At 67.4% G+C, this 24,170-nt stretch carries 21 protein-coding genes and 3 pseudogenes; 14 read left to right on the top strand and 10 right to left on the bottom strand.

Going from position 1 to position 24,170, the window contains the following annotated elements:
* The first annotated feature begins 143 nt into the window (after window positions 1-143).
* Entirely contained in the window at window positions 144-1,982 is a 1,839-nt protein-coding gene (locus tag OG456_RS03520; protein ID WP_266557106.1) for an FAD-dependent oxidoreductase, read from the top strand.
* Between the two features lie 204 nt (window positions 1,983-2,186).
* A pseudogene (locus tag OG456_RS03515) lies at window positions 2,187-2,830 on the top strand (integrase core domain-containing protein); the annotation flags it as partial.
* Window positions 2,831-2,897: 67 nt separating this feature from the next.
* Here OG456_RS03515 and OG456_RS03510 read toward each other — a convergent pair.
* Window positions 2,898-3,494 (bottom strand): annotated as a pseudogene (locus OG456_RS03510) (helix-turn-helix domain-containing protein); the annotation flags it as partial.
* Between the two features lie 187 nt (window positions 3,495-3,681).
* Window positions 3,682-3,948, bottom strand: a complete 267-nt coding sequence (locus tag OG456_RS03505) for a hypothetical protein (protein ID WP_266557104.1) — start codon at window positions 3,946-3,948, stop codon at window positions 3,682-3,684.
* A 133-nt stretch (window positions 3,949-4,081) separates the two neighbouring features.
* Between OG456_RS03505 and OG456_RS03500 the strand changes: the two genes are divergently transcribed.
* Complete coding sequence (locus OG456_RS03500) at window positions 4,082-4,264, top strand: hypothetical protein (protein ID WP_266557102.1); 183 nt, start codon at window positions 4,082-4,084, stop codon at window positions 4,262-4,264.
* A gap of 135 nt (window positions 4,265-4,399) precedes the next feature.
* Here OG456_RS03500 and OG456_RS03495 read toward each other — a convergent pair whose 3' ends face one another.
* Window positions 4,400-5,488, bottom strand: a complete 1,089-nt coding sequence (locus OG456_RS03495) for an alpha/beta fold hydrolase (protein WP_266557100.1) — start codon at window positions 5,486-5,488, stop codon at window positions 4,400-4,402.
* A gap of 554 nt (window positions 5,489-6,042) precedes the next feature.
* Here OG456_RS03495 and OG456_RS03490 point away from each other — a divergent pair.
* Window positions 6,043-6,183, top strand: a complete 141-nt coding sequence (locus OG456_RS03490; protein WP_266557098.1) for a hypothetical protein — start codon at window positions 6,043-6,045, stop codon at window positions 6,181-6,183.
* 231 nt (window positions 6,184-6,414) lie between these two features.
* Here the strand turns inward: OG456_RS03490 and OG456_RS03485 are convergent, their stop codons facing one another.
* Window positions 6,415-7,839, bottom strand: a complete 1,425-nt coding sequence (locus OG456_RS03485) for a cytosine permease (protein ID WP_266557096.1) — start codon at window positions 7,837-7,839, stop codon at window positions 6,415-6,417.
* A 1-nt stretch (window position 7,840) separates the two neighbouring features.
* Window positions 7,841-9,001 carry a serine hydrolase gene (locus tag OG456_RS03480; protein WP_266557094.1) on the bottom strand — a complete coding sequence of 387 codons (1,161 nt, stop codon included), beginning with the start codon at window positions 8,999-9,001 and terminating at the stop codon, window positions 7,841-7,843.
* 83 nt (window positions 9,002-9,084) lie between these two features.
* On the opposite strand from OG456_RS03480, the gene OG456_RS03475 reads away from it, so the two are divergent.
* From OG456_RS03475 to OG456_RS03465, 3 genes are all read left to right on the top strand, one after another.
* On the top strand, window positions 9,085-9,981 hold the full coding sequence (locus tag OG456_RS03475) for a LysR family transcriptional regulator (protein ID WP_266557092.1): 897 nt from the start codon (window positions 9,085-9,087) through the stop codon (window positions 9,979-9,981).
* A 363-nt stretch (window positions 9,982-10,344) separates the two neighbouring features.
* Window positions 10,345-10,815: a helix-turn-helix domain-containing protein gene (locus tag OG456_RS03470; protein ID WP_266563812.1), complete on the top strand. Its 471-nt coding sequence runs from the start codon at window positions 10,345-10,347 to the stop codon at window positions 10,813-10,815.
* Window positions 10,704-11,486 (top strand): IS630 family transposase, encoded by a 783-nt coding sequence (locus OG456_RS03465; RefSeq protein ID WP_266557090.1) that lies wholly within the window; start codon window positions 10,704-10,706, stop codon window positions 11,484-11,486. Before OG456_RS03470 ends, OG456_RS03465 begins: the two co-directional genes overlap by 112 nt.
* A gap of 379 nt (window positions 11,487-11,865) precedes the next feature.
* Here OG456_RS03465 and OG456_RS03460 read toward each other — a convergent pair whose 3' ends face one another.
* On the bottom strand, window positions 11,866-12,249 hold the full coding sequence (locus tag OG456_RS03460; RefSeq protein WP_266569558.1) for a hypothetical protein: 384 nt from the start codon (window positions 12,247-12,249) through the stop codon (window positions 11,866-11,868).
* On the opposite strand from OG456_RS03460, the pseudogene OG456_RS03455 reads away from it, so the two are divergent.
* A pseudogene (locus tag OG456_RS03455) lies at window positions 12,136-13,058 on the top strand (integrase). The gene OG456_RS03460 and the pseudogene OG456_RS03455 overlap by 114 nt on opposite strands.
* 182 nt (window positions 13,059-13,240) lie before the next feature.
* Here OG456_RS03455 and OG456_RS03450 read toward each other — a convergent pair.
* A complete protein-coding gene (locus tag OG456_RS03450) occupies window positions 13,241-14,650 on the bottom strand; it encodes a glutamate decarboxylase (protein ID WP_266557089.1) in 1,410 nt (469 codons plus the stop codon).
* Between the two features lie 999 nt (window positions 14,651-15,649).
* Between OG456_RS03450 and OG456_RS03445 the strand changes: the two genes are divergently transcribed.
* Genes OG456_RS03445 through OG456_RS03425 form a run of 5 tightly spaced genes read left to right on the top strand, consistent with a single transcriptional unit; the run spans window position 15,650 to window position 21,214 of the window.
* Complete coding sequence (locus OG456_RS03445) at window positions 15,650-16,327, top strand: FadR/GntR family transcriptional regulator (RefSeq protein ID WP_266569026.1); 678 nt, start codon at window positions 15,650-15,652, stop codon at window positions 16,325-16,327.
* Window positions 16,324-17,772, top strand: a complete 1,449-nt coding sequence (locus OG456_RS03440; RefSeq protein WP_266557087.1) for an amino acid permease — start codon at window positions 16,324-16,326, stop codon at window positions 17,770-17,772. The genes OG456_RS03445 and OG456_RS03440 overlap by 4 nt, the downstream gene beginning before the upstream one ends.
* A gap of 11 nt (window positions 17,773-17,783) precedes the next feature.
* The gene (locus tag OG456_RS03435; protein ID WP_266569024.1) at window positions 17,784-18,800 is read left to right on the top strand and encodes an asparaginase; all 1,017 of its coding nucleotides are present in this window, start codon (window positions 17,784-17,786) and stop codon (window positions 18,798-18,800) included.
* A gap of 32 nt (window positions 18,801-18,832) precedes the next feature.
* Entirely contained in the window at window positions 18,833-20,245 is a 1,413-nt protein-coding gene (aspA, locus tag OG456_RS03430) for an aspartate ammonia-lyase (protein WP_266557085.1), read from the top strand.
* Between the two features lie 39 nt (window positions 20,246-20,284).
* Entirely contained in the window at window positions 20,285-21,214 is a 930-nt protein-coding gene (locus OG456_RS03425) for a glutaminase (protein WP_266557083.1), read from the top strand.
* Window positions 21,215-21,222: 8 nt separating this feature from the next.
* On the opposite strand, the gene OG456_RS03420 is transcribed toward OG456_RS03425, so the two are convergent.
* Together OG456_RS03420 and OG456_RS03415 are read right to left on the bottom strand one after the other, a co-directional pair.
* Window positions 21,223-21,393: a hypothetical protein gene (locus OG456_RS03420; RefSeq protein WP_266557081.1), complete on the bottom strand. Its 171-nt coding sequence runs from the start codon at window positions 21,391-21,393 to the stop codon at window positions 21,223-21,225.
* A 171-nt stretch (window positions 21,394-21,564) separates the two neighbouring features.
* Window positions 21,565-22,182 carry an integrase core domain-containing protein gene (locus OG456_RS03415; protein ID WP_266557079.1) on the bottom strand — a complete coding sequence of 206 codons (618 nt, stop codon included), beginning with the start codon at window positions 22,180-22,182 and terminating at the stop codon, window positions 21,565-21,567.
* On the opposite strand from OG456_RS03415, the gene OG456_RS03410 reads away from it, so the two are divergent.
* A complete protein-coding gene (locus OG456_RS03410; protein WP_266557077.1) occupies window positions 22,102-22,590 on the top strand; it encodes an integrase core domain-containing protein in 489 nt (162 codons plus the stop codon). The two genes, OG456_RS03415 and OG456_RS03410, sit on opposite strands and share 81 nt — an antisense overlap.
* Here the strand turns inward: OG456_RS03410 and OG456_RS03405 are convergent.
* The gene (locus OG456_RS03405) at window positions 22,541-23,656 is read right to left on the bottom strand and encodes a site-2 protease family protein (RefSeq protein ID WP_266557075.1); all 1,116 of its coding nucleotides are present in this window, start codon (window positions 23,654-23,656) and stop codon (window positions 22,541-22,543) included. The genes OG456_RS03410 and OG456_RS03405 overlap by 50 nt on opposite strands.
* Between the last annotated feature and the right edge of the window lie 514 nt (window positions 23,657-24,170).

Here is a 24,170-nt window from a genome sequence, read left to right as displayed (position 1 = left end):
TGAATGGGGCCGAGGGACCGGTCGAGACAAATTGGGCGACGAACACGCTGGGCATCGCTGCCTTCTTGTGTTTGTGAGGATGCTGTGGGTGACAGGAAGAAGGGCTTCCGGCTTCCGGAGCCCATCTTTACCCTCCAGTGCTCATGACGACACAACGCGCGCAGCAGTCCCAGCGGAACAACGGAAACACTCGCAGACGGTTCCTGACGGCGACCGGTGGAGCGGTCGCCGGAGTCGTCGGCGGAGGAGCGGTCGGCGCCTTAGGGACTGCCGGCAGCGTGGCCGCGGCGGCCTCCGCCGGCAAGCGCGTCGCCGTCCTCGGCGGCGGAGTCTCCGGCCTCAGTGCCGCCCACGAACTCGCTCAACGCGGCTACGAGGTCACGGTCTACGAGTACTACGACGCCCTTGGCGGCAAGGCCCGCTCAATGGACGTCCCCGGGACCGGAACGGGCGGCCGCAAGCCGCTTCCCGGCGAGCATGGCTTCCGCTTCTTCCCTGGCTTCTACCGGAACCTGCCGGACACCATGGGCCGCATCCCCTTCCCCGGCAACGCGAACGGCGTCCACGGCAACCTCCGCAGTGGTGCGGAGGCGTTATTCGCGCGCTCCTCGGGCCGCCCGGACCTGCACTTCCCACTCCGCCGGGTCACCACCCCGCCCGCCCCCGGCGACCTCACCCCGTCCTGGATCCGCGACCAGATCCTGTCGGTGCTGGACCTCGCCACTCACCTGCCGGCCAACGAGGCCGCCTACTTCGCCGACCGCCTCCTGGTCCACCTCACCAGTTGCGACGCCCGCCGCGAGGACCAGTGGGAGAAGGTCGCATGGTGGGACTTCATCCGGGCCGGCGAGATGAGCCGCGAGTACCAGGTGCTCCTTGGCATCGGCCAGACCCGCAACCTCGTCGCCACCCGCGCCGAGATCGCCTCCACCCGTACCGTCGGCCGAGTCATCATCGAGGCCCTCCTCCTGTGGGGCCTGCTCGGCCGCGGCATGGACGGCGACGCGGACATCGACCGGGTGTTGAACGCCCCCACCAGCGAGGCGTGGATCGACCCCTGGGAGACGCATCTGCGCTCCCTGGGCGTCGAATTCGCGCTCGACACCGAGGTCCGGGAGGTGGAGTACGGCGGCGGCCGGGTGACCGGCGTACGGGTGGCGGCGCGCGACGGCAGACGGCCGCGCACCATCACCGCCGACCACTACGTCTCCGCCCTCCCGGTCGAGCACGCGCGCGTGACCTGGGGCCCGGCCCTGCGCGCCGCCGACCCGCAGCTCGGGCGGTGCGACGCGCTGAAGACGGACTGGATGACCGGCGTGATGTTCTACCTGCACACGCCCACCCCCGTCGTGCACGGCCACATCAACTGTCTCGACTCACCGTGGGCGGTCACCGGAATCGGCCAGACGCAGTTCTGGGACGTCCGGGACTTTTCACGCGACTATGGAGACGGGCAGGCCCACGAGTGCCTGTCCACGATCATCTCCGAGTGGGACAAGCCTGGCATCCTGTACGGCAAGACGGCCCGTGAGTGCACCAAGGACGAGATCTTCGCCGAACTGTGGGCCCAGCTGAAGGACGGGCTAAACGACTCAGACAAGACGACACTCAGGGACGAGGACCGGCTCGGCTGGTTCATGGACCCGGCAGTGACGGGCCTCGGTGGCCCTGACCCACAGAACCGCGAACAGCTCCTCATTCACCCCACCGGCACCCTCTACCACCGCCCGTCGGCGAGGACAGCGGTACCGAACTTCTTCCTCGCGGGCGACTACGTCCGTACGGATGTGGACCTGGCGACCATGGAGGGCGCCAACGAGTCCGCGCGACGCGCCGTCAACGCACTGCTGGACGCGGACAATTCGGACGCTGAGCGGTGTCACATCTGGGAGTTGTTCCGGCCACCGGAGATGGAGCCCCTAAAGCGGGTCGACGAGGTGCGCTATCGGCTGGGGCTGCCCAACACCTTCGACCTGGGGTAGCACCCGGCGCCAAGTTGTGCCGGAAGGGCCGCTACCCCGAGCGTGTGCCGCTCGAAAACTCATCGCTGCTGGTCAAGCGGCAATCGCCGCGCATCGTATGAGGCTCAGGCGACTTGCTGATATTCGTTGATGAGGCCACCGAGAACCCGTCGTCGTCGGATGTGATGGGGGGTCCAGGTCGGTTGCCGGAGTCCGGTACCAGTCGTGTTGCTGCGCCGAAACGCCTCCAAGGACGCAGAGTTGCTGGCCCTGCAGCACGAGAACGCGGTGCTGCGTCGACCGCTGCCACGGATGCGGTACGAGCCGGCGGACTGGTTGTGGCTCGCGGCACTGTCTCGCCTGATACCCCGACACCGGTGGGAACACGTCTTCGCGGTCGCACCCGCCACGATCCTGGCCTGGCACCAGTCCTTGGTCGCGCGAAAGTGGGACCACAGCAAGCGGCCCCGACGCCCGGGCCGACCCCCTACCAGGGTCGCGGTCAAGCGGCTCGTGCTGCGACTGGCCCGGGAGAACAGTCGCTGGGGGCATCGTCGGATCCAGGGCGAGCTGGCCCGGCTGGGTTACCCGGTCGCGGCGTCCACGGTGTGGGAAATCTTGAACGCGGCCGGCATTGATCCGGCCCGCGCCGCTCAGGTCCCACCTGGCGACAATTCCTCCGTTCCCTCAAGTCCCCGCCACGGGCGCCACGCGCGTATGCAGTCTGCGAGCGCCTCGTCGGTACCCTCCGCAGAGAACTGTTCGATCACGTCCTGGTCTACAACGAGGCCCACGCCCTGGTCCTGCTGCGCGAGTACGCAGAGCACTACAACGAACATCGACCGCACCAGTCTCGGCGGCAACTGCCCGCGGCCCACCCGATGCAGCCGCGGAAGCCCGCCCCAGACCAGCGGCGATGAGTTTCCGAGCGGCACAGGCATCGAAGGAACGGGTGTACTTGCTGTCCCGGTCCCGAATCAGGTAGCGCAGCGAGTCCATGCGGTACCCCAGGGTCATGGTGAGGTTCCTGGCCTGCTGAACGGTCCACTGAGCCGTGGGGTGCGGGGTGATGCCAGCGAGGTGGACGCGCCGGGTGCCATGTTCGATGAAGACCAGGGCGTCCAGACGCTTGAGGGTGACGGCGTCGAGGTGGAGGAAGTCGGCGGCGAGGATGCCGCGGGCCTGTGCGGTGAGGAACTGGTGCCAGGCCGGCCCTGCGCGCTGCGGGGCGGGATCGATGCAGGCGGCGTGCAGGATTTCCCAGACCGTGGAGGGAGCGATCGGGTAGCCGAGGCGGGCGAGTTCGCCCTGTATTCGGCGGTGGCCCCAGCTGCTGTTCTCTCGGGCCAGGCGCAGGATGAGTTGCTTGACGATGGGTCCGGTAGTAGGTCGCCCAGGGCGGCGGCGCTGGGTGAACGTCCACTTTCGGGCGATGAGTTGACGGTGCCAGCGCAACAGTGTGGTGGGGGTGACTGCAAAGACCTGGCGCCATTGGCCGCGTGGGATCAGTCGTGAGAGTGTGGCAAGCCAGATTCGGTCGGCTGGCTGGTAGCGGACCCGAGAACGTTCTGCGGGAGTTCGAGCGGTTCTACAACTCCCATAGGCCCCATCAGGGCATCGCGAACGTCCGACCGCTACACCCGTTGCCCCAGGTGATCGCCGATCCAGGGCAGATCACCCGCCTCGACATACGCAGGCGTGAACGCCTGGGCGGCATCCTTCACGAGTACGAACATGCCGCGTGACCTGGGCGGACGAGGTTTCCGGCAAGGGCAATGTCCCGTGGCAGCCGGTGCAGGAGCGCCGCCAGGAACGCCCGGTCGCTCGGGGCGAACCGCGCCCTCTTCTCGCCGAGTTGTCGCTCCAGCACCATGAGCTGGTGGCGCAGGGCGAGGATCTCTGTGTCTTTGTCGCGGTCGCTCATCGGTAGCAGGCGCAGCAAGACGAACGCGTGAGTTACAGCCAGGTAGCCCAGTCGCTGCAGCACGGTCGACCATCATTCCGCGACGATCGACAGCCGCGCGAGGGCAGGGGTTCGAGCGACCTCCGACGAGGCTATCTACACCCCCACACCGGCTCCCATCAGGGCTGATGGTTTTTTCGGCAAGCGCAGTGCCGTGTTGACTCGTGCGCTAGGCGGCCATGGCCAATGCCTCGACCGCCGCATCGGCGAGCTCGACATCCTCAACACCGAACTCACAGCCTGGCAGAACGCCACCAATACCGACCAACGCCAGGTGAACTGGCAGTTCACCACCCACGACGCACGCACCAAACTGCGCCACCTCTACCCCAAAAACTAGACACGACAGTCTCCTGGATCATGCCGCTGAGCGTTCACTGACTGCTCTTCGCTTCGCGGGAGACGCCCTGCTGACCACTGCGGAGGTTCCGCCTCCGTAATCGCCCCTGGCCGAGGCGGGCCCGCGACCGCGCCGTCATTTACCCGCGACCCCGCCGTTAGATGACGTCCGCCCGGCTGCGGGAAAATGGTCGACGTCCACGACGGCCTGCGCGAAGTCGCGGGGCGCTTCCTGGGGCAGATTGTGACCGATACTCTTCAGGGTTCGGTGCGCATAGCGACCGGTGAATTTATCGCGATAGGAAGAGCCGTCGCCCGCAGGCGTGAAGGGATCGGTCTCGCCGTCGAGGGTGATCGTGGGCACGGTAATGATGGGACTCGCGGCAAGTCGATTTTCGAGTTCGTCGTAACGGGGGTCGCCCTTGGCCAGGCTCAGCCGCCAGCGATAATTGTCGATCACGATGCTGACGTAATCCGGATTGCGGAACGCTGCCGCGGTGCGATCGAACGTGGCGTCATCAAAATCCCATGTCGGGGAGTTGAACTTCCAGATCTGCTTCGCCAGATCATGTCGGTTCTGTTCGAGACCGAGCCTGCCTCTCTCCGTGGCGAAGTAGAATTGATACCACCACGCCCATTCGAGCTTCGGCGGCAACGGCTTCTTGTTGGCTTCCAGATTCGTGATCAGATAGCCGCTCACGGAGACTAAGCCCTTGACTCGCTCCGGCCAGAGCGCCGCAATGATGTCCGCCGTCCGCGATCCCCAGTCGTAGCCTGCGAGGATCGCTTTGTCGATCCGCAGCGCATCCATCAAGGCGATGATGTCGAGAGCAAATACCGACTGCTGAGCGTTCCGGAACGTCCCGCTCGAAAGGAAGCGCGTGGTGCCATGGCCCCGCAGATACGGAACGATGACCCGGTATCCCTTTTCCGCCAGCAACGGCGCGACGGCGACGTAACTGTGAATGTCGTAAGGCCAGCCGTGCAGGAGAACGACGACCGGGCCATGGGCCGGGCCCAATTCGGCGTATCCCACATTCAGGACGCCAGCCCTGACCTGCTTCAATGCGCCGAACCCCGAGTTTTCCTTTACCTGCTCGACCGTCTGCGGAAAATAATTGTTTTCGCCGGACATGGAAGTCGAGCATGCCACGGAAAGGCTGGCCGTCGAGGCCGCAACCGCTCCCGTGCCGACGACCTTTCCGAAGGTTCGTCTGCTGATCATCTCCATACTTCCCGTGAACCGCGGCCGCCCGGTAGTCGAGTTGCATCGACGGTGAACGCACCAATTCCCCTACCCGGTCCGGCAGCCGTCACCTCGCCGGTCACGGGAACGTCAGGCCATCGGCCGAAGGCTGCGCGACTGGGCAAGGGGCCGACGGCGGTGGATCCGGGTGCCGCGCCCTGATCGGGCGGCTGCTCGCTGAGAGCGCGGCACGGGCCGCGGCCGGGCGGGAGTGGGGAGCCGGAACGGTGCCCCGGTGTAGCGGCCCACCTCGACTCGTGAGGAACCGTCAGCTTGCTGACGGCCGATTTTGTGAGTGGGCACGGCAATCCCACTCCGGGTGGTGTTGTACAGCCGTGCGAGGTACGTTCGGAAAGGTTGGAAACGTTTGCGTGGAGCATCGCGGAACGAGAGACCCGCAGCCTTTCAGTCGCCCTGGGGGGAAAGGTTCCCCATGAAGATTGACGGGTCCGTTGCATTTGTCACGGGCGCCAACCGCGGGCTGGGGGAGCAATTTGTGCGAGCCCTTTTCGAGGCTGGAGCAGCCAAGGTCTATGCGGGAGCCCACGACCCAGAACAAAGCCCAGTGGATTCCCGCCGGCGTGATCGTGCTGGCCGTGGTGATCGACCTCGTGACCCCGGCCGAGGTGACATCGGCCCCGCTCATCATGGCGGCGCCGCCGCCCCGCTCCTGACGCTGCCCGGCACTACGCACTGCCGAGACCTGACCAGCTTCGCATCGCCGTCCTGATCGGACGGTGACGACGATCCGGAGCATCCTGCCAAGGTCGACACCATCACGACCCGCAGGAGCCCCCATTCCCGCACGCAGCACGGGACGGGCCCCATCGACGCCCATCGGGATCCCTTTCGCCTGACCTCGCCGGCGAGCATCCCCCGTCGCGGCTTGCGCAGACCTTGGACACTCAGTCGACCGGAAGCGGCGTGTCCGAGCCGGGTGCCGATGCTCGCGCGCCGACGGGTTGCGCGACCTTTCGGGTACGCCGCGTATAGGCCAGATACAGCACCGTCGCCACCAGCAGGCCGACGATCCAGGAGATGTCGGCGCCGCCCAGGTAGTCGACCAGCGGCCCGGTGTAGAGGCTGCTGCTGATGAAGGGGATCTGCGCCGCAATGGCGACCAGGTAGACAACGACGGCCGGCCAGTTCACCAAGCCGTACTCGCCCCGAGGACGGAAGAGCTCGCCGACGTCGTAGTGGCCGCGCCGTACGACGTAGTAGTCGGTGAGGTTGATGGCGGTCCACGGCACCAGCAGGTACAGCAGGAACAACGTGATGTTCTCGACAGTGCTCAGGATGTGGCCGCTTGCCATCAGAGTGGCTGCGATCGTGAGCGCGGCGCTCACCACGATGAAGACGGCGCGCACCAGCGGCGTCGCAGAGCCGTGGCCCTTGGCTGAGAAGGCGCTGATCGCGGTGAGGTACATACCGTAGTAGCCGTACACGCCGGCAGGGACGATGCCGATGACGATGGCGAGCAGGATGGCCGAGCTCAGCGCCGGGATCTGCTGGCTGAGCATGCCGATGGCGTCGTTGCCCACTGCCTCGGCACTGATTGTGGCGGCGAACGCGCCGAGGATCATCACCCACGAGGAGCCGAGTGCCGAGCCGGCGTAGGTCCACAGGAATGTGGTCCGCGACGGGGTGTCCTCGGGGAGGTAGCGAGAGTAGTCCGAGACGTACGGCGCCCAGGTCAGCTGCCACGAGACGAAGATCGATATGACGAGCAGGACAGTGCCGAACGACGGAGCCGGGCCGCTCGGCAGGTGTTCCGGCAAGTGGCCGGCCAAGGCGATCGTGAGGGCGAGGAACAGTAGCCCGGAGACCACGCTGACCACCCGGGTCGACAGGTGGATGACCGTGTACCCGACGATCGCGATGACCGCCGGGACTGCGCCCTGGATGATCACCGACCAGGTGAACGAGATGTGGGCCCAGTTCGCGAAGGCCTGCCCGGTGATGACGCCACCCTCGATACCGAATCCCATGTACATGCACAAGACGATCACGACCGGCAGCAGCGTGCCGAGGAATCCGAACTGCGCACGGCTCTGGATCATTTGCGGTACGCCCAGACGGGGACCCTGGATCGAGTGGTAGGCCATGAACACGGCACCGACGAGGTTGCCGATCAGGATGGTGGCGACGGCCCAGGGAAGGTCGAGTCCGAGGGTGACCGCCAGGACGCCGGTGACGAACGCGGTGATCTGAACGTTGCTGGAGAACCAGACCGTGAACAGGTGCCACGGCTTGCCGTGGCGCTCCTCGGGTGGGACGTAGTCGATCGAGTGCTGTTCGATCGACTCGCCGTGTGATCGGTTGCGGTCCATCTCATGCCTCCTGCCGGGTCAGGGCGGCCGCACGGGCGATGGCGCCCAGCGCGTCCAGGTGAGCGGGTGTGTCGGCGACCGGCTGGTCGGTGGCGGAGAACTTCGCGATGACGATGTCGCTCTGCGGGTCGAGCCAGAGGTATTGGCCGAAGATGCCGACACCGTAGAAGGATCCGTGGTCGTCGCCCGGGATCCACCACTGGTTCTTGTAGGTGCCATCTGCCGCCGAGTCGGACTCGGCGGTGGTCGCGAATTGTCCCCCGCGGCGCGTCCGCGCGATCCAGTCAGCCGGCACCACCGGTGTGCCCTCGCGCCACCCGTCGTCGAGGACCAGGCGCCCGAATCGCGCGAGATCGCGCAGTCGCATTCCCATCCCGGCACACGCATAGGGCGTTCCGTGGTCGTCGACCGTGACGAAGGCGTCGTCCTCGGCGCCGATCCACGACCAAAGATGTCGCCGCATCAGCTCGCCGTAGCCCGCGCCGCCGGCCCGTTCGAGGACCCACGCGAGGACGTCGGTGGTCCCCGAGCAGTACTGGAAGTCGGCGCCGTGCCGGCCGGCCCCGCGCAACTGGGCCAGGAACGGCCGGGTGCCGACCACGTCCTCGGGCTGCCGCGGCCGCCATCCGGCAGCGCGGTCGCCCGCGTGAACCTCGGCGGTGGGTTTCAAGTACGACATGTCGTAGTGCGGCGCAGCGGTCATATCGAGCAACTGCGCCACGGTGGCGCCGGCGTAGGAACCCGCCGCCAGCTCCGGGACGTACGTCGGGACGGTCGCCTCGAGGTCGAGGAGATCGGTGGCGGCCAGCACCCCGGCCAGCATGCCGGCGAACGACTTCGAGATGGACATCACGATGTGGCGAGACGCGGAGGAGAACTTGCCGAAGTAGCGCTCTGCGAGGAGCGTGTCGCCGCGCAGCACGAGGATGCCGTCGGTGTGCGTGCGAGCGAGGAACTCCTCTGCGCTGATCGGCCCCCCTTCGGGGCCCGGCACGGTCAGAAGGTCCCAGTCCAAGGGCTCACTCGCGGGCACCAGCATGCGTACTGGCGCCTCACCGCGAGCGATGGTCGTGCAGGGGACCACGTCCTCGACCCGGTGCAGACCGAGTCGGTGGTGAGGTGGGGTGAGCCAGTTGCCGAAAGAGACGTCATAGGAGGCCATGGAGGAGATGGTGATCCCGGCCACCTACTCCTGTCCAAGACCTAACTACTACCCATCATGATGCCGTTTCGGCATGATGAGGCATGGAACTACGCCACCTCCGGTGCTTTCTGACTGTCGCGCAACTCGGTACCGTCACGGCCGCCGCCGACCAGCTGCACATCGCTCAGCCCGCGGTGTCCCGCCAGATCCAGCGCCTCGAGCGCGACCTCGGCGTCACGCTCTTCCGCCGCAACGGCCATCGGCTGTCCCTCACCGACGCGGGCCGCCACACCCTCGATCTGGCGCACGACCTACTCACCCGGGCCGACCGGCTGACGACGGTCGCGGGACAGCTGGCCGACGGACAGCTGACCCGGATCTCCTGCGTGGCCGCCCCCACCACGCTGGACTACGTCCTCGCTCCCTTCGTCGCCACCCTCGACGACGACGACCCGTTCATCGCCGTCGTCTCGGTCCTCGGCGACGAGGTGCACGAGGCGGTCGCCGCCGGACACGACTTCGGCATCGCCGCGAACGTGCCCCCCGCGGGCGGCCTTGCCTGGCAACGCCTCACCCGCGTGCCGCTCCACGCCTACGTCAACCCGGGCCACCCCTGGGCCCGCGACACCAGCGTCACGCTGGACGAACTGATGGAGCAGCCTCTCCTCCTTCCGGGCCGAACGGACCCGACGCGCACCGTTCTCGACGCAGCTGTCATCGCGGCCCGACTCCGGTATCAACGCCACACCGAGGTCCCGTGGGAACAGATGCGCCACGCCCTGGCGGCAGGGCGGCGTGGCGTCGCGATCGGGACCGAGTTGCCGCGATTCGGCACCCGTCCCGTGCTCGTCCTCGACACCGATGGCGCTCCCGTCCAGCTCCCCATCCACGCATGCTGGAGCCCCGACCACTACGCGGCCGCCGCGCTCGAGCAGTTGGCCACGCGACTCGGCACCTTTGCCGAGCAGGTCGTCCGCCCCGAGGCCGAAGCGATCTGAGGCGCAGAGCCGGGTGAGCGGCCACGGCTGAGGCAAGCACGGTCTGCGCCTGGCCGGTGGCGTGGTTGAGGGGCGGTTTCGATCCGCCGCTCGCCGGAGAGGGCCGCGGGAAGCACCCGGGTGCGTCGTCCGGCCGCCGGACGTAAGGACCAGGACAAGTTCATCTCCGGGAAGAACAACCAGAACGCCGTGAAGTCGGTGGTCGTCACGGACCCTGGCGGGCGCCTGCTGTTCTGCAGCCCGGCCGAGCCTGCCAGCTGCGCTGACACTAGTAGCGTGTCGTTGCTTAGTTCTGGGTTGTTTGGTTGGGATGGTGGGGTCCGGCAGATGTTGCTTCCCTTCTGCCGGACGGGAGTTGGGGTGATGGGTTCGCAGAAGAAGAGGCCGGTGGTGCTGACCGCGGCTGATCGTGAAGAGCTGGTTCGGGTAACCACGACGGGTATCCATCCAGCCTCGGTGATCAGAAGGGCGCGGGTGCTGCTCGCGCTCGACACCTCTGCAGGCGCGATCGGCTCGCAGGACGCGGTCGCGGCCCGGGCCGGAGTCTCGGGCGAGACACTGCGGCTGGTGGCCAAGCGGTTCGCCGAGACCGGTGGCGATGTTCACGCCACGATCGCCCGGAAGAAGCGCGAGCTGCCGCCGGTACCCTCGCCGGTGACCGGTGAGGTCGAAGCCCGGCTGATCGCGATGGCATGCTCACAGCCACCCCAGGGCTATACCCGGTGGTCCCTGCGGCTGCTGGAGAAGCATGTCGCGCTGGTCGAGGACATCCCGAACCTGGATCACTCCACCATCGGGCGGGTCTTAAAAAAACGAAACTGCGTCCTCATCTGAAGAAGTGCTGGACCATCCCACCGAAGGCAAACGCGCAGTTCGCGGCCCGGATGGAAGACGTACTGGCCATCTATGCCCGGCCCTATGACCCAGCACGTCCGGTCGTGTGCATGGACGAGAAGCCCTACCAGCTCCTCGACCATGCCCGCGCCCCGCTCCCGGCCCGCCCTGGCCACGACACCTGCCAGGACAGCGAGTACATCCGCTGCGGCACGTGCTCAATCTTCGTGTGGGTCGAACCCCTGCGCGGGTGGCGTCGAGTTCAGGCACTGTCCCAGCGGACCCGGATCGACTGGGCCGGCCAGATCAAACAGCTGCTGAGCGTGGATTACCCCGACGCCGAGGCCGTGGTGCTGGTGATGGACAACCTCAACACCCACACCATCGCCTCACTGTACGAGGCCTTCGAACCAGAAGAGGCCTTCGCGCTGGCCCAACGCCTCGAGATCCACCACACGCCCAAACACGGGTCATGGCTCAACATCGCCGAGATCGAACTCTCCGCGCTGACCCGCCAATGCCTCGACCGCCGGATCAACGACCTCGACATCCTCAACACCGAACTCTCGGCCTGGCAGAACGCCACCAACACCGACCAACGCCAAGTGAACTGGCAGTTCACCACCCACGACGCACGCACCAAACTACGTCACCTTTATCCCAAAAATTAGCTACGACGGTCTACTAGTCACGCCCGGAAGTTGGGCCTGGTCACCTGGCGACGCGGCCAGTTGGCGCCTGGAGGGGAACCGAGGAACTCATTGGCCGCGAGCCCATCTGAGTGTGGCGGTCTGCGCGTTGCGGCTGTCAACGCTGTGAGGATCGGCCGGGGCAGCGGCTGAGTGGGTGGTAACTCTCCTATTTCTGTCCGAAGGGAACGACTGTCGGCTTCTAGGGCAGAGTGCGGGCACTTCGGAGAGTCTGTCGTCGCTGATTCCCCCCGTCGATCGCGGACTGTACCGGCCCTCTAGGCCGAACGCGGACGGCGGAAGTGCTGCCATGCGGGTGCCTCACCCGGCCCATTCGATGCGCACTGCGGGTGCCGATAAATCATCCGCCCAGGTGACCGCCTTGATCGCTGACTTTGGGCCGTACCCGCCGACCGCCCGCTGTCTTCACCCGGACTGGGAAGAAGCGGCATGATGAACTGTCGTGCTGCTGCGCCTGGCCTACCGCGCTGCCACCAACGTCTTCGCGCTCCTGCGCCTGCTGCCGATGAGTGACCGGGGCAAGGAGATCGAGATCCTGACGCTGCGGCACCAGCTGCTGATCCTGCAACGCCAGGTCGGCAAGCCCGCGTTCAACGACACCGACCGCGTCATCCTCGCCGGCCTGCTCCACCACCTCCCAAGGGAGAAACTGCGGCATCTCCTGCTCCTGGTACGTGTGGACACGCTGCTGCGCTGGCACGGTGACCTGCTCAAGCGGCACCATGCCGCGACCTGCGTGCCGAAGCGACGCGGCCGCCCACCCACCGTCCGCTCCATACGCGCCCTGGTCCTGCGCCTGGCAAGCGAAAACAGCTCGTGGGGGTATCGACGGATCCACGGCGAGCTCGCGGCGCTGGGCATCAGGGTCGCCGCCTCCACGGTCTGGGAGATCCTTCGCGAGCGGCATCCCGCTCGCGCCCGAACGCGAGAGCACGACCTGGGCTGCCTTCCTGCGCAGCCAGGCCGGCGCGCTGCTCGCGTGCGATCTGTTCGAGACCCACACTCTTGCCGGGTCGCGCCTGTACGTCTTCGTGGTTATCGAGCACGCCACCCGGAGAATCCGGATCCTGGGCGCCACCGCGCACCCCTGAGCCCGGTGGGTGGTGCAGCTCGGGCGCAATCTCGTCATGGACTTGGAGGACGCGGGCGGCAGAGCCAGGTTCCTGATCCGGGACCGCGACTCCAAGTTCACCGCAGCGTTTCGACGCCGTGCTCGCCGATGCCGGGCTGGCGGTCGTCAAGAGCGGTGTCCGGATGCCCCGGATGAACTCGGTGATGGAACGGTGGATACAGACCTGCCGGCGCGAGCTGCTGGACCGCGCCCCCCTATGGAACCAGCACCAACTCCTCCACACGCTGCTCGAGTTCGAGTCCTTCTGCAACGGGCATCGGCCGCACCGGACCCTGCATCAGGGGGCTCCTCTCCGTCCGCTGTCCGAACCGATCACCGAACCTGGATGGATCGGGCACCTGAAGGTCCACCGACGAGATCGACTCGGCGGAACCCTTCACGAGTACCAGCATGCCGCTTGACCAGGCCGGATGATTAATCGGCACCCGCACACTCCGGCTGTAGCGGCAGCCCAGGTGAACGGCGCATCTCGACTGCGACGGGCCGTAGTTGACCGTGGTTGACCGATGATGTGGCACGGCTGCACGCGACCTTATGATCCGTAGCTCTAGATAGATCAGTCAACGATGGTCTTGCAGGTGCGTCAGTAGCCGGTGCCGCGCTTGACTTGGGCCCGCTCGGTCTCATGGGTCGCACCCTTGTCGTCCAAAGTGCGACACGCGTCGGCAATGTCCTGGCTCAGGCGATCGATCTGCTCGCGGCTCAGGGTTTCCTTGACCAGGGCACGCATGATCTTCACCCGCTCCGCGTTGGGCGGGAGCGTGTACGCCGGCACCATCCAGCCGCGCTCGGCCGAGAGTTGCCAGGCGACGTCGGACTCGTCGTAGGCGTGCTTGCCGACGAGACGGAAAGCGACCAGCGGCAGCTGCTCGAGGTCGCTCCCGATCACTTCGAAGCGGCCGCTGCTACGCAGGTTGTCCGCCAACACGTGGGAGTTCTCCTGCAACATCTTCATGACGTAGGTGTAGCCCTGGCGACCGAGCCGGACGAAGTTGTAGTACTGCGCGAGCACCATCGACGCGCCGGTAGAGAAGTTCAGCGTGAACGTCGCGTCGGTCTTGCCCAAGTAGTTCTCGTGGAACACGAGGTCCTTGGGCAGGTCGGACTCCTCGCGAAAGACCAGCCAGCCGATGCCGGGGTAGACCAGGCCGTACTTGTGTCCCGAGACGTTGATCGAACGGACCTGCTCGAGCCGGAAGTCCCATTTCGAGTCCGGGTAGAGAAAGGGCCACACGAATGCGCCGCTGGCTCCGTCAACATGGATCGGGATGTCGAGGTCCCGCTCCTTGCGGACGTCCCGCAGGAGCTTGTCGATCCCGACGACGTCGTCCTTGTGGCCGGTGAACGTGGTGCCGAGGACGGCGACGACGCCGATCGTGTTCCCGTCGAGGCGAGGCTCCACATCCTCCGGGCCGATCGTGTACTTGCCCTCGGCAAGCGGCACGATCCGCGGCTCGACGTCGAAGTAGCGGCAGAACTTCTCCCACACGACGTGGACGTCCCCGCCGAAGATCAAGTTGGGTCGGTCGACCGACAGATTGGCCGCCTGGCGGCGCTGCCGCCACTTCCACTTCAGCGATAGCGCCCCGAGCATGATCGCCTCGGACGAGCCCTGGGTCCGACATCCGGTTGTCTTGCCCGGCGCGTTGAAGAGGTCGGCGAGCATGCGCACGCAACGTTGCTCGATCTCGGCGGAAATCGGGTACTCCGCGTGGTCGATGAAATTGCGGTGGAGATTCTCGGCGATGATCCGTTGCGCCTCCGGCTCCATCCAAGTGGTGACAAACGTGGCGAGGTTACGCTGCGGGTCACCCTCCATGGCGAGGTCCACATCAAGCAGCCTCATTGCGTCCGTCGCGGCCATGCCTTCCACGGGGAAGGTCCCCGAGGGAGCGGGCATGGTCAAGAACCGGTTGCCGAACAGGGCCGCGTCGTCACGCTTAGTCATATGGCGATTCAAACAGCAGCCGCTGCCTGCCTCGGCGAGGGACACGCCGAGGCAGGCAGCGGCTCAAGGTGAACTCGGATGCTCGGTGGCCGAGGTCGATCAGGAGACTCCGGGCGTGGGTGTGTGGCCCACGGCCCGTCCGGATGGCTGGTCACTCCGAGGATGTGCACGTAGCGAGTTTCGGCCTGGGTGCGCAGGAACTGCCGCCACGTCGTATCGGTCTGCCGTTGCGGTGCCGGGGGTAGCTTGCGGGACTTGAGGATCCTGCGGATCGTCGAAGCACCCACGCGGTGGCCGAGTTTGAGCAGCTCATGCTGGATGCGCTGGTATCCCCATGAGGTGTTTTCCAGGGTGAGTCGTTCGATGAGCGCGGCGATCGCCTGGTCGATCGGCGGGCGGCTCGTCCGGTCGGTACGTCCACTTTTTCGTCCCTAGCCGGCGGTGCCGCCGCAGAATCGTGTCGGGCGTGATGGGACGGTGCCGTCGCAGTTGCTGGGGTAGCTCTCGGATCAGGGCGGTGAGGTAGGCGCGGTCGGCCCAGTCGAAGCTTGGTTTGGGGTTCGTGCGGCGCAGCACCGCGACCTCGTGCCGCAGGTACCAGCAGTTCGATGTCCTTGGACGCTGAGGAGCGGCGGAGAAGTGCCAGCCGGCCGAGCAGGCGGGTGAAGTCCAGGTAGTGCAGTCGTAGCGACACAGTCCGAGATCCTGTCCGGCGCGCGTTGCTCTACCCATCCGCGGCTGGTCACGGGGCCAGGCCGGGTTCTGGAACCCCACAGGACCGCCGGCCGCCACACGGCTCTCTTTCATCCCCAGGATTCCCGCCCTGACCGGCGCCGACCTGTACGAGCTGAAGGACGCCCAGCTATTGGGTCTGCTCGCCGCGGGCCTGCTCAACGGCTGATCGCGCGGGAGGGGGCCGATTTTGAGGCCTTATGTTTTTCTTTTCGCACTTCTTGACAGCGCCCTCTCGCTACCCGCAGGATCACTCCCGTGAACCTGTCAGACAGCCAGACAGGTGGACCGGCACTGCGGCGCGTCAGCGCCATGGAAGCGGTGCTGACCCACCTCCGCGGCGCTATCGAGCGCGGCGAGTACGCCATCGGCGACAAGCTCCCTTCCGAGGCGGAGCTGTGCCGCAGCCTGGAGATCAGCCGGCCTGTGCTGCGGGAGGCCCTGCGGGCCCTGCAGACCATGGGCCTGACTGTCTCCAAGACCGGCAAGGGCACCTTCGTCGTTGCCAACACCGTCGAGGACCCCACCTTCGGCGACTACGCGGCCAGCGACCTGCTCGAAGTGCGGCGCCATGTCGAGATCCCCGTCGCCGGGTACGCGGCGATGCGCCGTACACCGGAGAACCTCGACCACCTCGCCCACCTCCTGGACCGGATGGAGCGGGAGACCGACACAACCGCGTGGGTCGCGATGGACACGCTCTTCCACATCGCGGTCGCCGAGGCGTCCCGGAACCCGGTCTTCCGCCGGGTCATCGAGGAGATCCGGGACGCACTGGCCCGCCAGTCGGCCTTCCTGAACGAACTCGGTGGCAGGCGCGAGCAGTCCAACCGCGAGCACCGGGCGATCGTCGAGGCTCTGATCGACGGCAGCGAACACGACGCGGTCGAGGCGATGTCCCATCACCTTGACCGCGTGGAAAACACCCTCACCGACATCGTGCGCTCCGCGCGTACGGACACCCCCACGGAAGGCGGACCCGAGGCGTGAGCGAGCAGTCCCTCCCACAGGAGGCCATATCCACCACGAAATCGTCCGCGCACGTCGACGCCGGAGACGCGGGCTACAGCAAGTCGCTGAAGTCCCGGCACGTCAACATGATCGCCATCGGCGGTGCCATCGGCACCGGCCTCTTCCTCGGCGCTGGCGGCCGCCTCGCCGACGCCGGACCCTCCCTCTTCGTCGCCTACGCGGTCTGCGGCCTCTTCGCCTTCCTCGTCGTCCGCGCGCTCGGCGAACTCGTCCTGTACCGCCCGTCGTCGGGCGCGTTCGTCTCCTACGCCCGTGAGTTCCTCGGCGAGAAGGGCGCGTATGTCGCGGGCTGGATGTACTTCCTGAACTGGGCCACCACCGGCATCGCCGACATCACCGCCGTGGCCGTCTACACCCACTACTGGGGCATGTTCTCCGACATCCCGCAGTGGGTGATCGCGCTCATCGCGCTCGCCGTCGTCCTCACCGTGAACCTCATATCTGTGAAGATGTTCGGCGAACTGGAGTTCTGGTTCGCCATCATCAAGGTGAGCGCGCTCGTCGTCTTCATGCTCATCGGCATCTTCCTGCTGGTCACCCAGCACCCCGTCGACGGCCACAACCCCGGCCCGTCCCTGATCATCGACAACGGCGGCATCTTCCCCAACGGCCTGCTGCCGATGCTGCTGATCGTCCAGGGCGTCGTCTTCGCCTACGCCTCCGTCGAGCTGGTGGGCGTCGCGGCGGGCGAGACCGAGAACCCCGAGAAGATCATGCCCAAGGCGATCAACTCGATCATGTGGCGCGTCGGCCTCTTCTACGTCGGTTCCGTGGTCCTCCTGTCGATGCTGCTGCCCTGGAGCTCGTACAGCGCCGCCCAGAGCCCCTTCGTCACCGTGCTGTCGAACGTCGGCATCCCCGCCGCGGGCGGCGTCATGAACCTGGTCGTGCTCACCGCGGCCATGTCGTCCCTCAACTCCGGCCTGTACTCCACCGGCCGCATCCTGCGCTCCATGGCGATGTCCGGCTCGGCACCCAGGTTCACCGGCGTGATGAGCCGCAGCCAGGTCCCCTACGGCGGCATCCTGCTCACCAGCGGCATCTGCGTCATCGGCGTCGCCCTCAACTTCGTCGTCCCCACCGACGCCTTCGAGATCGTGCTGAACTTCGCGGCGATCGGCATCCTCTCCACCTGGGGCATGATCATGCTCTGTCACCTGATGTTCTGGCAGAAGACCCAGAACGGCGAGCTGACCAGGCCCAGTTATCGCCTGCCCGGCTCGCCGTGGACCGAGATCGTGACGATCGTCTTCCTGGTCTCCGTGCTGGCGCTGATGTACGCCGACGGAGGCGCGGGACGTACGACCGTGCTGTGTCTGCCGCTGATCGCGGCGGCGCTCGTCGCGGGTTGGTACGGGGTACGCCGCCGGGTGGCGGGAATACGCGACGGAGCGGACGCGTGAATCCGGCAGTGATGTACGGAGGTTCGGTGGCCGAGGCCCCGGTGATCCGGGAACCGCTCCACGCGCCGGTCGCTTACCTCGTCCGCGGCGGTGTCATCGAGGGCATCCACTACGGCTCGGTGGTCGTGCTGGGCGCCGACGGCAGCGTGGACCTGCAGATCGGCGACATCGAGGCCGCCTTCTACCCGCGCTCGGCCCTCAAGCCCGTCCAGGCCGTGGCGATGCTGCGGGCCGGGCTGCCGCTGGACGGCGAGCTGCTCGCGCTGACCGCCGCCAGCCACTCCGGCGAGGAGCGGCACCTGGCCGGGACCCGCCGGATCCTGGAGCTGGCCGGTCTGTCGGAGGACCAGCTGCGCAATGTCACGGACCTGCCCTTCGACCCGGTCATCCGGGAGGACTGGGTGCGCGGGGGGCGGCTGCCCTCCCGCCTCGCACAGAACTGCTCGGGCAAGCACGCGGCCATGCTCTACACGGCGCGGCTCAACGACTGGTCCCTCGACGACTACCTCGACCCGGCCCACTCCCTCCAGCAGGCCATCGCGGAGATCGTCGAGGGCCTCACCGGACAGCGGATCGCCCAGGTGACCGCCGACGGCTGCGGCGCACCCCTGTTCTCTGTCTCGCTGCACGGCCTCGCCCGCGCCGCCGCCCGCATCGTCACCGCCGCGCCCGGCACCCCCGAGGCCATGGTGGCCCACGCGATGCGCGAGCACGCCGAGATGGCCTCCGGATCGGGGCGGGACGTCTCCGCGCTGATGCGAGCCGTGCCGGGGCTGCTCACCAAGGACGGCTTCGAAGGCGTGCAGGTCGCCGCGCTCCCGGACGGCCGGGCCGTCGCCGTGAAGATCGCCGACGGCGCGGACCGGGCACGCGTCCCGGTGGCCGCGGCCGCCCTCGCGCGCTGCGGAGTCGACCCGGCCGCGCTCGCCGAGTTCGCGACGGCCCCGCTCCTCGGCGGCGGCGAGGTGGTCGGCAGCATCCGGCCCGCCCGTGCGCTCGACCCGCTCACCCACCCCACGTACACCTGATCCACACACCTCCGAAAGAGGCCCGCACAGCCATGACCGCCGCATCCCACCGCAGCGAGCACGACCTGCTCGGCGACCGCGACGTCCCCGCCGAGGTGTACTGGGGCATTCACTCCCTGCGCGCCAAGGAGAACTTCCCCATCACGGGAACGCCGATCTCCGCCTACCCGCACCTGATCGACGCCCTCGCCGCCGTCAAGGAGGCCGCCGCCCGCGCCAACGAGGAACTCGGCCTGCTCGCCCCGGACAAGGCGGCCGCCATCGTCGAGGCCTGCCGCGAGATCCGCGACGGCAAGCTGCACGACCAGTTCGTCGTCGATGTCATCCAGGGCGGCGCCGGCACCTCGACGAACATGAACGCCAACGAGGTCGTCGCCAACCGGGCGCTGGAGCTGCTGGGCCACGAGAAGGGCCAGTACGAGTTCCTGCACCCCAATGAAGACGTCAACCTGAGCCAGTCGACCAACGACGTCTACCCGACCGCAGTCAAGATAGCGACCGTCTTCGCGGTGCGCGGGCTGCTCAAGGCGATGGCTGTACTGCAGGACGCCTTCGCCGGCAAGGCCGTCGAGTTCCGCCACGTGCTCAAGATGGGCCGTACACAGTTGCAGGACGCGGTACCCATGACGCTCGGTCAAGAGTTCTCTGCATTTGCCGTCATGATTGACGAGGATCGCAGCCGTCTTGACGAGGCCGTCGAGTTGATCCATGAAATCAACCTGGGCGCCACTGCCATCGGCACCGGCCTCAATGCCCCCGCCGGATACGCCGAGGCGGCGCGCCGCCACCTCGCCGACATCACCGGGCTGCCCTTGGTGACCGCCGCGAACCTCGTCGAGGCGACCCAGGACTGCGGCGCCTTCGTCCAGGTGTCGGGTGTGCTCAAGCGGATCGCCGTCAAGCTCTCCAAGAGCTGCAACGACCTGCGCCTGCTCTCCTCCGGACCGCGCGCGGGCCTCAACGAGATCAACCTGCCGCCGGTGCAGGCCGGTTCGAGCATCATGCCCGGTAAGGTCAACCCGGTGATCCCCGAGGTCGTCAACCAGGTCGCCTTCGAGGTGATCGGCAACGACGTCACCATCACCATGGCCGCCGAGGCGGGACAGCTCCAGCTCAACGCCTTCGAGCCGATCATCCTGCACTCCCTGTCCGAGAGCATCACGCATCTGCGCACCGCCTGCCTGACCCTGGCCGAGCGCTGCGTCGTAGGGATCACCGCCAACACCGAGGGGCTGCGCGCGGCCGTCGAGAACTCCATCGGCCTGGTGACCGCCCTCAATCCGCACATCGGGTACACGGCTGCCACCGACATCGCCAAGGAGGCCCTCGCCACCGGACGCGGCGTCGCCGAACTCGTGCTGGAGAAGGGGCTGTTGCCGGCCGAGCGACTCGCCGAGCTGCTGCGTCCGGAAGTCCTCGCGGGCAGCGGCTCCGCGCACGCCTGAACCACGAACGCGCACCAGGACCGGCCGGGAGGCAAAATAATGATCACAACGTCGCCGCTGGCCTTCCAGCCGGTCCTCGAACGCATCGCCACCGAGATCGAGCAGACGCCGGGCCGCGGGCGGCCTGCCGACTACATTCCGGCGCTCGCCGCCTGCGACCCGCGCCGCTTCGGCATGGCGGTCGCGGAACTCGACGGCACGGTGTACGGCGTGGGGGACTGGCAGCAGCCGTTCTCCACGCAGTCGCTCACCAAGGTCTTCACACTCGCCCTGGTCCTGGCCCGCGAGGGCGACGAGCTGTGGGAGCACGTGGGCCGCGAACCCTCCGGTAACCCGTTCAACTCCCTGGTGCAGCTGGAGTACGAGAACGGCATCCCCCGCAACCCCTTCATCAACGCGGGCGCCCTCGTCGTCACCGACCGCCTGCAGACCCAGACCGGTGACGCGGCCGGCATCCTGCTGGAGTTCCTGCGCGCAGAGAGCGGCAACCCGGAGCTCGCCTTCGACACGGACGTCGCCTCCTCCGAGGCCGCGCACGGCGACCGAAATGCGGCACTGGGCCACTTCATGGCGTCCTACGGAAACATCGACAACCCGGTGCCCGCCCTGCTGGAGCAGTATTTCCGCCAGTGCTCCATCGAGGCGTCCTGCGCCGATCTCGCGCTCGCCGCCGGGTTCCTCGCCCGGCACGGCATCCGCGCCGACGGCTCCCGGCTGCTCACCCGCAGCCAGGCCAAGCAGGTCAACGCGGTCATGCTCACCTGCGGCACCTACGACGCGGCCGGCGAGTTCGCGTACCGCGTGGGACTGCCCGGCAAGAGCGGCGTCGGCGGTGGCATAGTCGCGGTCGTGCCCGGCCGCTGCACGCTGGCCGTGTGGGGCCCGGGACTCGACAAGCGAGGCAACTCGGTGGCGGGCGTCGCGGCCCTGGACCGCTTCACGACACTGACGGGGCTGTCGGTGTTCTGAGCTGCCCCTCAGCCGAGGAACTCGGTCACCGGGCAGGAGCAGCGCCGTACTCCGCCCAGACTCACGTGCGTGGTCGCGGTCAGGACCGCCAGCCGGGCGTCGGGAATGAGGTTCAGCATCACGGCGACGTGCTCGACCCGCACAAAGTCGGTGTCGCCGACGACCAACAGCGTGGGCACAGCCAGCCCGCGCAGGTCATCGGCACTCCAGGGCAGCGGGGCGTGCGCCGCGCCCGTGCACTTGGCAAGGAGGTCCTGGAAGTGCTCCGGGTGAGGCGCGACCGCCGCGTACGCGCCCCGTAGCGCTTCAACATGGCTGCATAGCCGCTGACCTGCCGCTTCGGCGCATGATCAGCTTGCCTGGCGGTACTCGTTGATGAGGCCGCCGATGGCTCGTCGGCGTTCGATCCGGGCTGCCGACAGGGGGATGACGGTGGGGTCGTCGTGGGGCGCGAGCTGTTGCTGGCCCTGATGAGGCCGATGACCGTTGAAGTGCCGGGCGTAGTCGTGGAGGATCTTCTCGGCGTGGCCGCGGTCGGTGCACTCCTCCCGTGCTGAGCGTAAGTACCGCTCCGCGTGCGGGTTGCAGTTGGGGCTGCGTGGAGGGGCCTTGACCACGGCGATGCCGTCGCTGGCGAACACGGCGTCGAAGGCGGCAGGTCCCGGTCCCGGATGAGGTGCGTGAAGTCGGCGGCCCGGCCGCCCGTCTCCCAGAGGAGTTGGCGGGCCACCCAGCTCGCCCGCAACCTGCTGTTCGACCTCGGCGAGCGAGCCGCAGGCTTCCGCTACCTGCTGCGCGACCGGGACGCGAAGTACACCGACGCCTTCGACGCCGTCTTCACGAGCGAGAACATAGCGATCTTGAAGAGCGCACCGCAGGCGCCGAAGATGAACGCCCACGACGAGAGATTCATTCGCAGCGTCCGCGCCGAGTGCACCGATCGGATCCTGATCTACCACGAACAGCATGCCCAGCGGGTCCCGGACGAGTACGCGGAGCACCACAACTCCGGAAGGCCGCACCAGGCCCTGCAACTCCGAGCCCCTACAGACGACCCGAACGTCATCCCGTTCCCGGCGCATCCACCGCCGCGACGTCCTCGTCGGACTCATCCACGAGTACGACGCGACCGCCTAACCAAGATCCACAAGCTAGTTGACGAAATGCCAGGTCAACGACGGTGCAACGCTTCTGGCATCCCCAAGGGGTCAGCGACAGCGGTGCAGCAGGTGGTCGGCACGCGATCGCGCGATGCCGCGACCTGCAGTGATGACTTTACGAGCCCCACAGGCTGCCGCCACCGCCGCCGGGAGGTGCTGCTCGGCCCTACCCCGCCGGATTCCGCTGGTAGAGCCGTCGAATGTCGTGCGCGGTGACGATACCGCCGAGGCGGCCGCCGTCCACGACCAGGATGGGCAGTCCAGCGCCGGAGCCGAGGCGCTCCAGGACGGCGGTCAGCAACTCGTCCGATGCGGCGAGCGTGCACTTGGACAGCGGGGTCGCCAGGTCTCGTACCCGCAGCGTCTGCTGCCGCCCGGACGGCACGGCAGTCAGCCTGCGTAGCTGCACGACGCCGCTGGGGCGGCCCTCGAAGTCCACCAGCGCCAACACCGAATGTCGCGTCTGAGCCGCCACGTCGGCAAGGAAGCGGTCCACGGTCAGCCACTCGGGACCGGTGACCACCGGGCTGGTCATCGCCTGAGTCACCCGCAGGCCGCGCACGGCCATGGACAGCTGGGCCCACCGCCGTTCGGCCGCGGCGGTGACCGCCACGAACACGCCGATGACCGTCAGCCACAGTCCGCCCGACACCCCCCGCACGAACGCCACCCAGCCCAGCACGGCCAGCATCATGCCGATGACCTGTCCGCTGCGCCCCGCCGCCCGCTGGGCCCGCTCCCGGTCCCGCGTACGCCACCACAACACGGCCTGGAGCACCCGGCCCCCGTCCAGCGGCGTGGCCGGCAACAGGTTGAAGACGCCCAGCAGCACGTTCATGCCACCCAGCCAGCCCAGCATGACAACCGGCATCCGCCAGCCCAGCACCGCATGTACTCCCACCGCGCCTGCGATGGTGGCCCCGCCGAGCATCAGGCTGGCCAGCGGACCGCTGACGGCGACAACGAACGCCGCCCGCGCCGTCGTCGGCCGGTCCATCCGGGTCATTCCACCGAGCGCCCACAGCGTCACGTCCCGCACCGGTATCCCGGCTCGGCGGGCCGTCAGCGCATGCGCCGCCTCATGCACGACCAGACTCGCCAGCAACAGCAGAGCACCGACCACTCCGGCGACCGCGTACACCATCGGCGCCCAGCCCGGCGCGTACGCAGGCAGGGTCCGGGCAGCCAGACCGTACGCGAAGAGCAGCATGATCAACGGCACGCTCCAGTGCGCCCGCACGGCCACTCCCCGCACGCTCCCGATCCGGATCAAACCCTTCATCGCCATCACCTCATCGCCATCACCTCCGACAGGAGACAGGTGGCGCACCCGACCGCAGTCCGGGCTCCCTTCTATGATCCGTCTGGCACCCCACGACCGGAAGCCTGTGAGCGATCACTCATTTCATGATCGCTCACAGAACTGACGACCCCAGGCCCGCGCGGACCAGGAACCGCGCCAGGGATCTTCCGCCTGCGCGTCGCGATCGCCACGCAGGCCGAAGCGATGCGTCAGACCTGCGGTGGCCTGAGAGGGGCCGGTAAACCGGACCTGCATTGGAGACTTTGTCTGGGTAACGACGCGCCGTCTTCAGCCGGGCGCCCGGGAGGAGTCGAGAGGGCCGGGGCGCCCCTGTCCCTACCCGCAGAGTCTGCGCCGCGCCTACGCGTACTGGACTGAGGACGGCCATTGAAGTGCTCTCCTCCCTTCGCAAGCTCAGGAAGGAGATTCCCGTACCTGGACTGACCGCGCCTGCCTCGCCGCCCTGATCCGACAGCTCCCCAGGGCGCTGCGA

The sequence above is a fragment of the Streptomyces sp. NBC_01446 genome (genome assembly GCF_026340095.1).
GTDB lineage: Bacteria > Actinomycetota > Actinomycetes > Streptomycetales > Streptomycetaceae > Streptomyces > Streptomyces aureus.
Note: the sequence above shows the minus strand (reverse complement) of the source record. Positions and strands in the feature narration are given on the sequence as shown.

Coding starts and splice junctions, on each gene's coding strand:
- OG456_RS03405 (WP_266557075.1), bottom strand. CDS start 23,656: ATGAAGGGTTTGATCCGGATCGGGAGCGTGCGGGGAGTGGCCGTGCGG.
- OG456_RS03475 (WP_266557092.1), top strand. CDS start 9,085: ATGGAACTACGCCACCTCCGGTGCTTTCTGACTGTCGCGCAACTCGGT.
- OG456_RS03520 (WP_266557106.1), top strand. CDS start 144: ATGACGACACAACGCGCGCAGCAGTCCCAGCGGAACAACGGAAACACT.
- OG456_RS03470 (WP_266563812.1), top strand. CDS start 10,345: ATGGGTTCGCAGAAGAAGAGGCCGGTGGTGCTGACCGCGGCTGATCGT.
- OG456_RS03435 (WP_266569024.1), top strand. CDS start 17,784: ATGTACGGAGGTTCGGTGGCCGAGGCCCCGGTGATCCGGGAACCGCTC.
- OG456_RS03460 (WP_266569558.1), bottom strand. CDS start 12,249: ATGGTGCCGCTTGAGCAGGTCACCGTGCCAGCGCAGCAGCGTGTCCAC.
- OG456_RS03480 (WP_266557094.1), bottom strand. CDS start 9,001: ATGGCCTCCTATGACGTCTCTTTCGGCAACTGGCTCACCCCACCTCAC.
- OG456_RS03490 (WP_266557098.1), top strand. CDS start 6,043: ATGCGGGAGCCCACGACCCAGAACAAAGCCCAGTGGATTCCCGCCGGC.
- OG456_RS03485 (WP_266557096.1), bottom strand. CDS start 7,839: ATGGACCGCAACCGATCACACGGCGAGTCGATCGAACAGCACTCGATC.
- aspA (WP_266557085.1), top strand. CDS start 18,833: ATGACCGCCGCATCCCACCGCAGCGAGCACGACCTGCTCGGCGACCGC.
- OG456_RS03495 (WP_266557100.1), bottom strand. CDS start 5,488: ATGATCAGCAGACGAACCTTCGGAAAGGTCGTCGGCACGGGAGCGGTT.
- OG456_RS03410 (WP_266557077.1), top strand. CDS start 22,102: ATGAACGCCCACGACGAGAGATTCATTCGCAGCGTCCGCGCCGAGTGC.
- OG456_RS03425 (WP_266557083.1), top strand. CDS start 20,285: ATGATCACAACGTCGCCGCTGGCCTTCCAGCCGGTCCTCGAACGCATC.
- OG456_RS03415 (WP_266557079.1), bottom strand. CDS start 22,182: ATGCTGTTCGTGGTAGATCAGGATCCGATCGGTGCACTCGGCGCGGAC.
- OG456_RS03445 (WP_266569026.1), top strand. CDS start 15,650: ATGGAAGCGGTGCTGACCCACCTCCGCGGCGCTATCGAGCGCGGCGAG.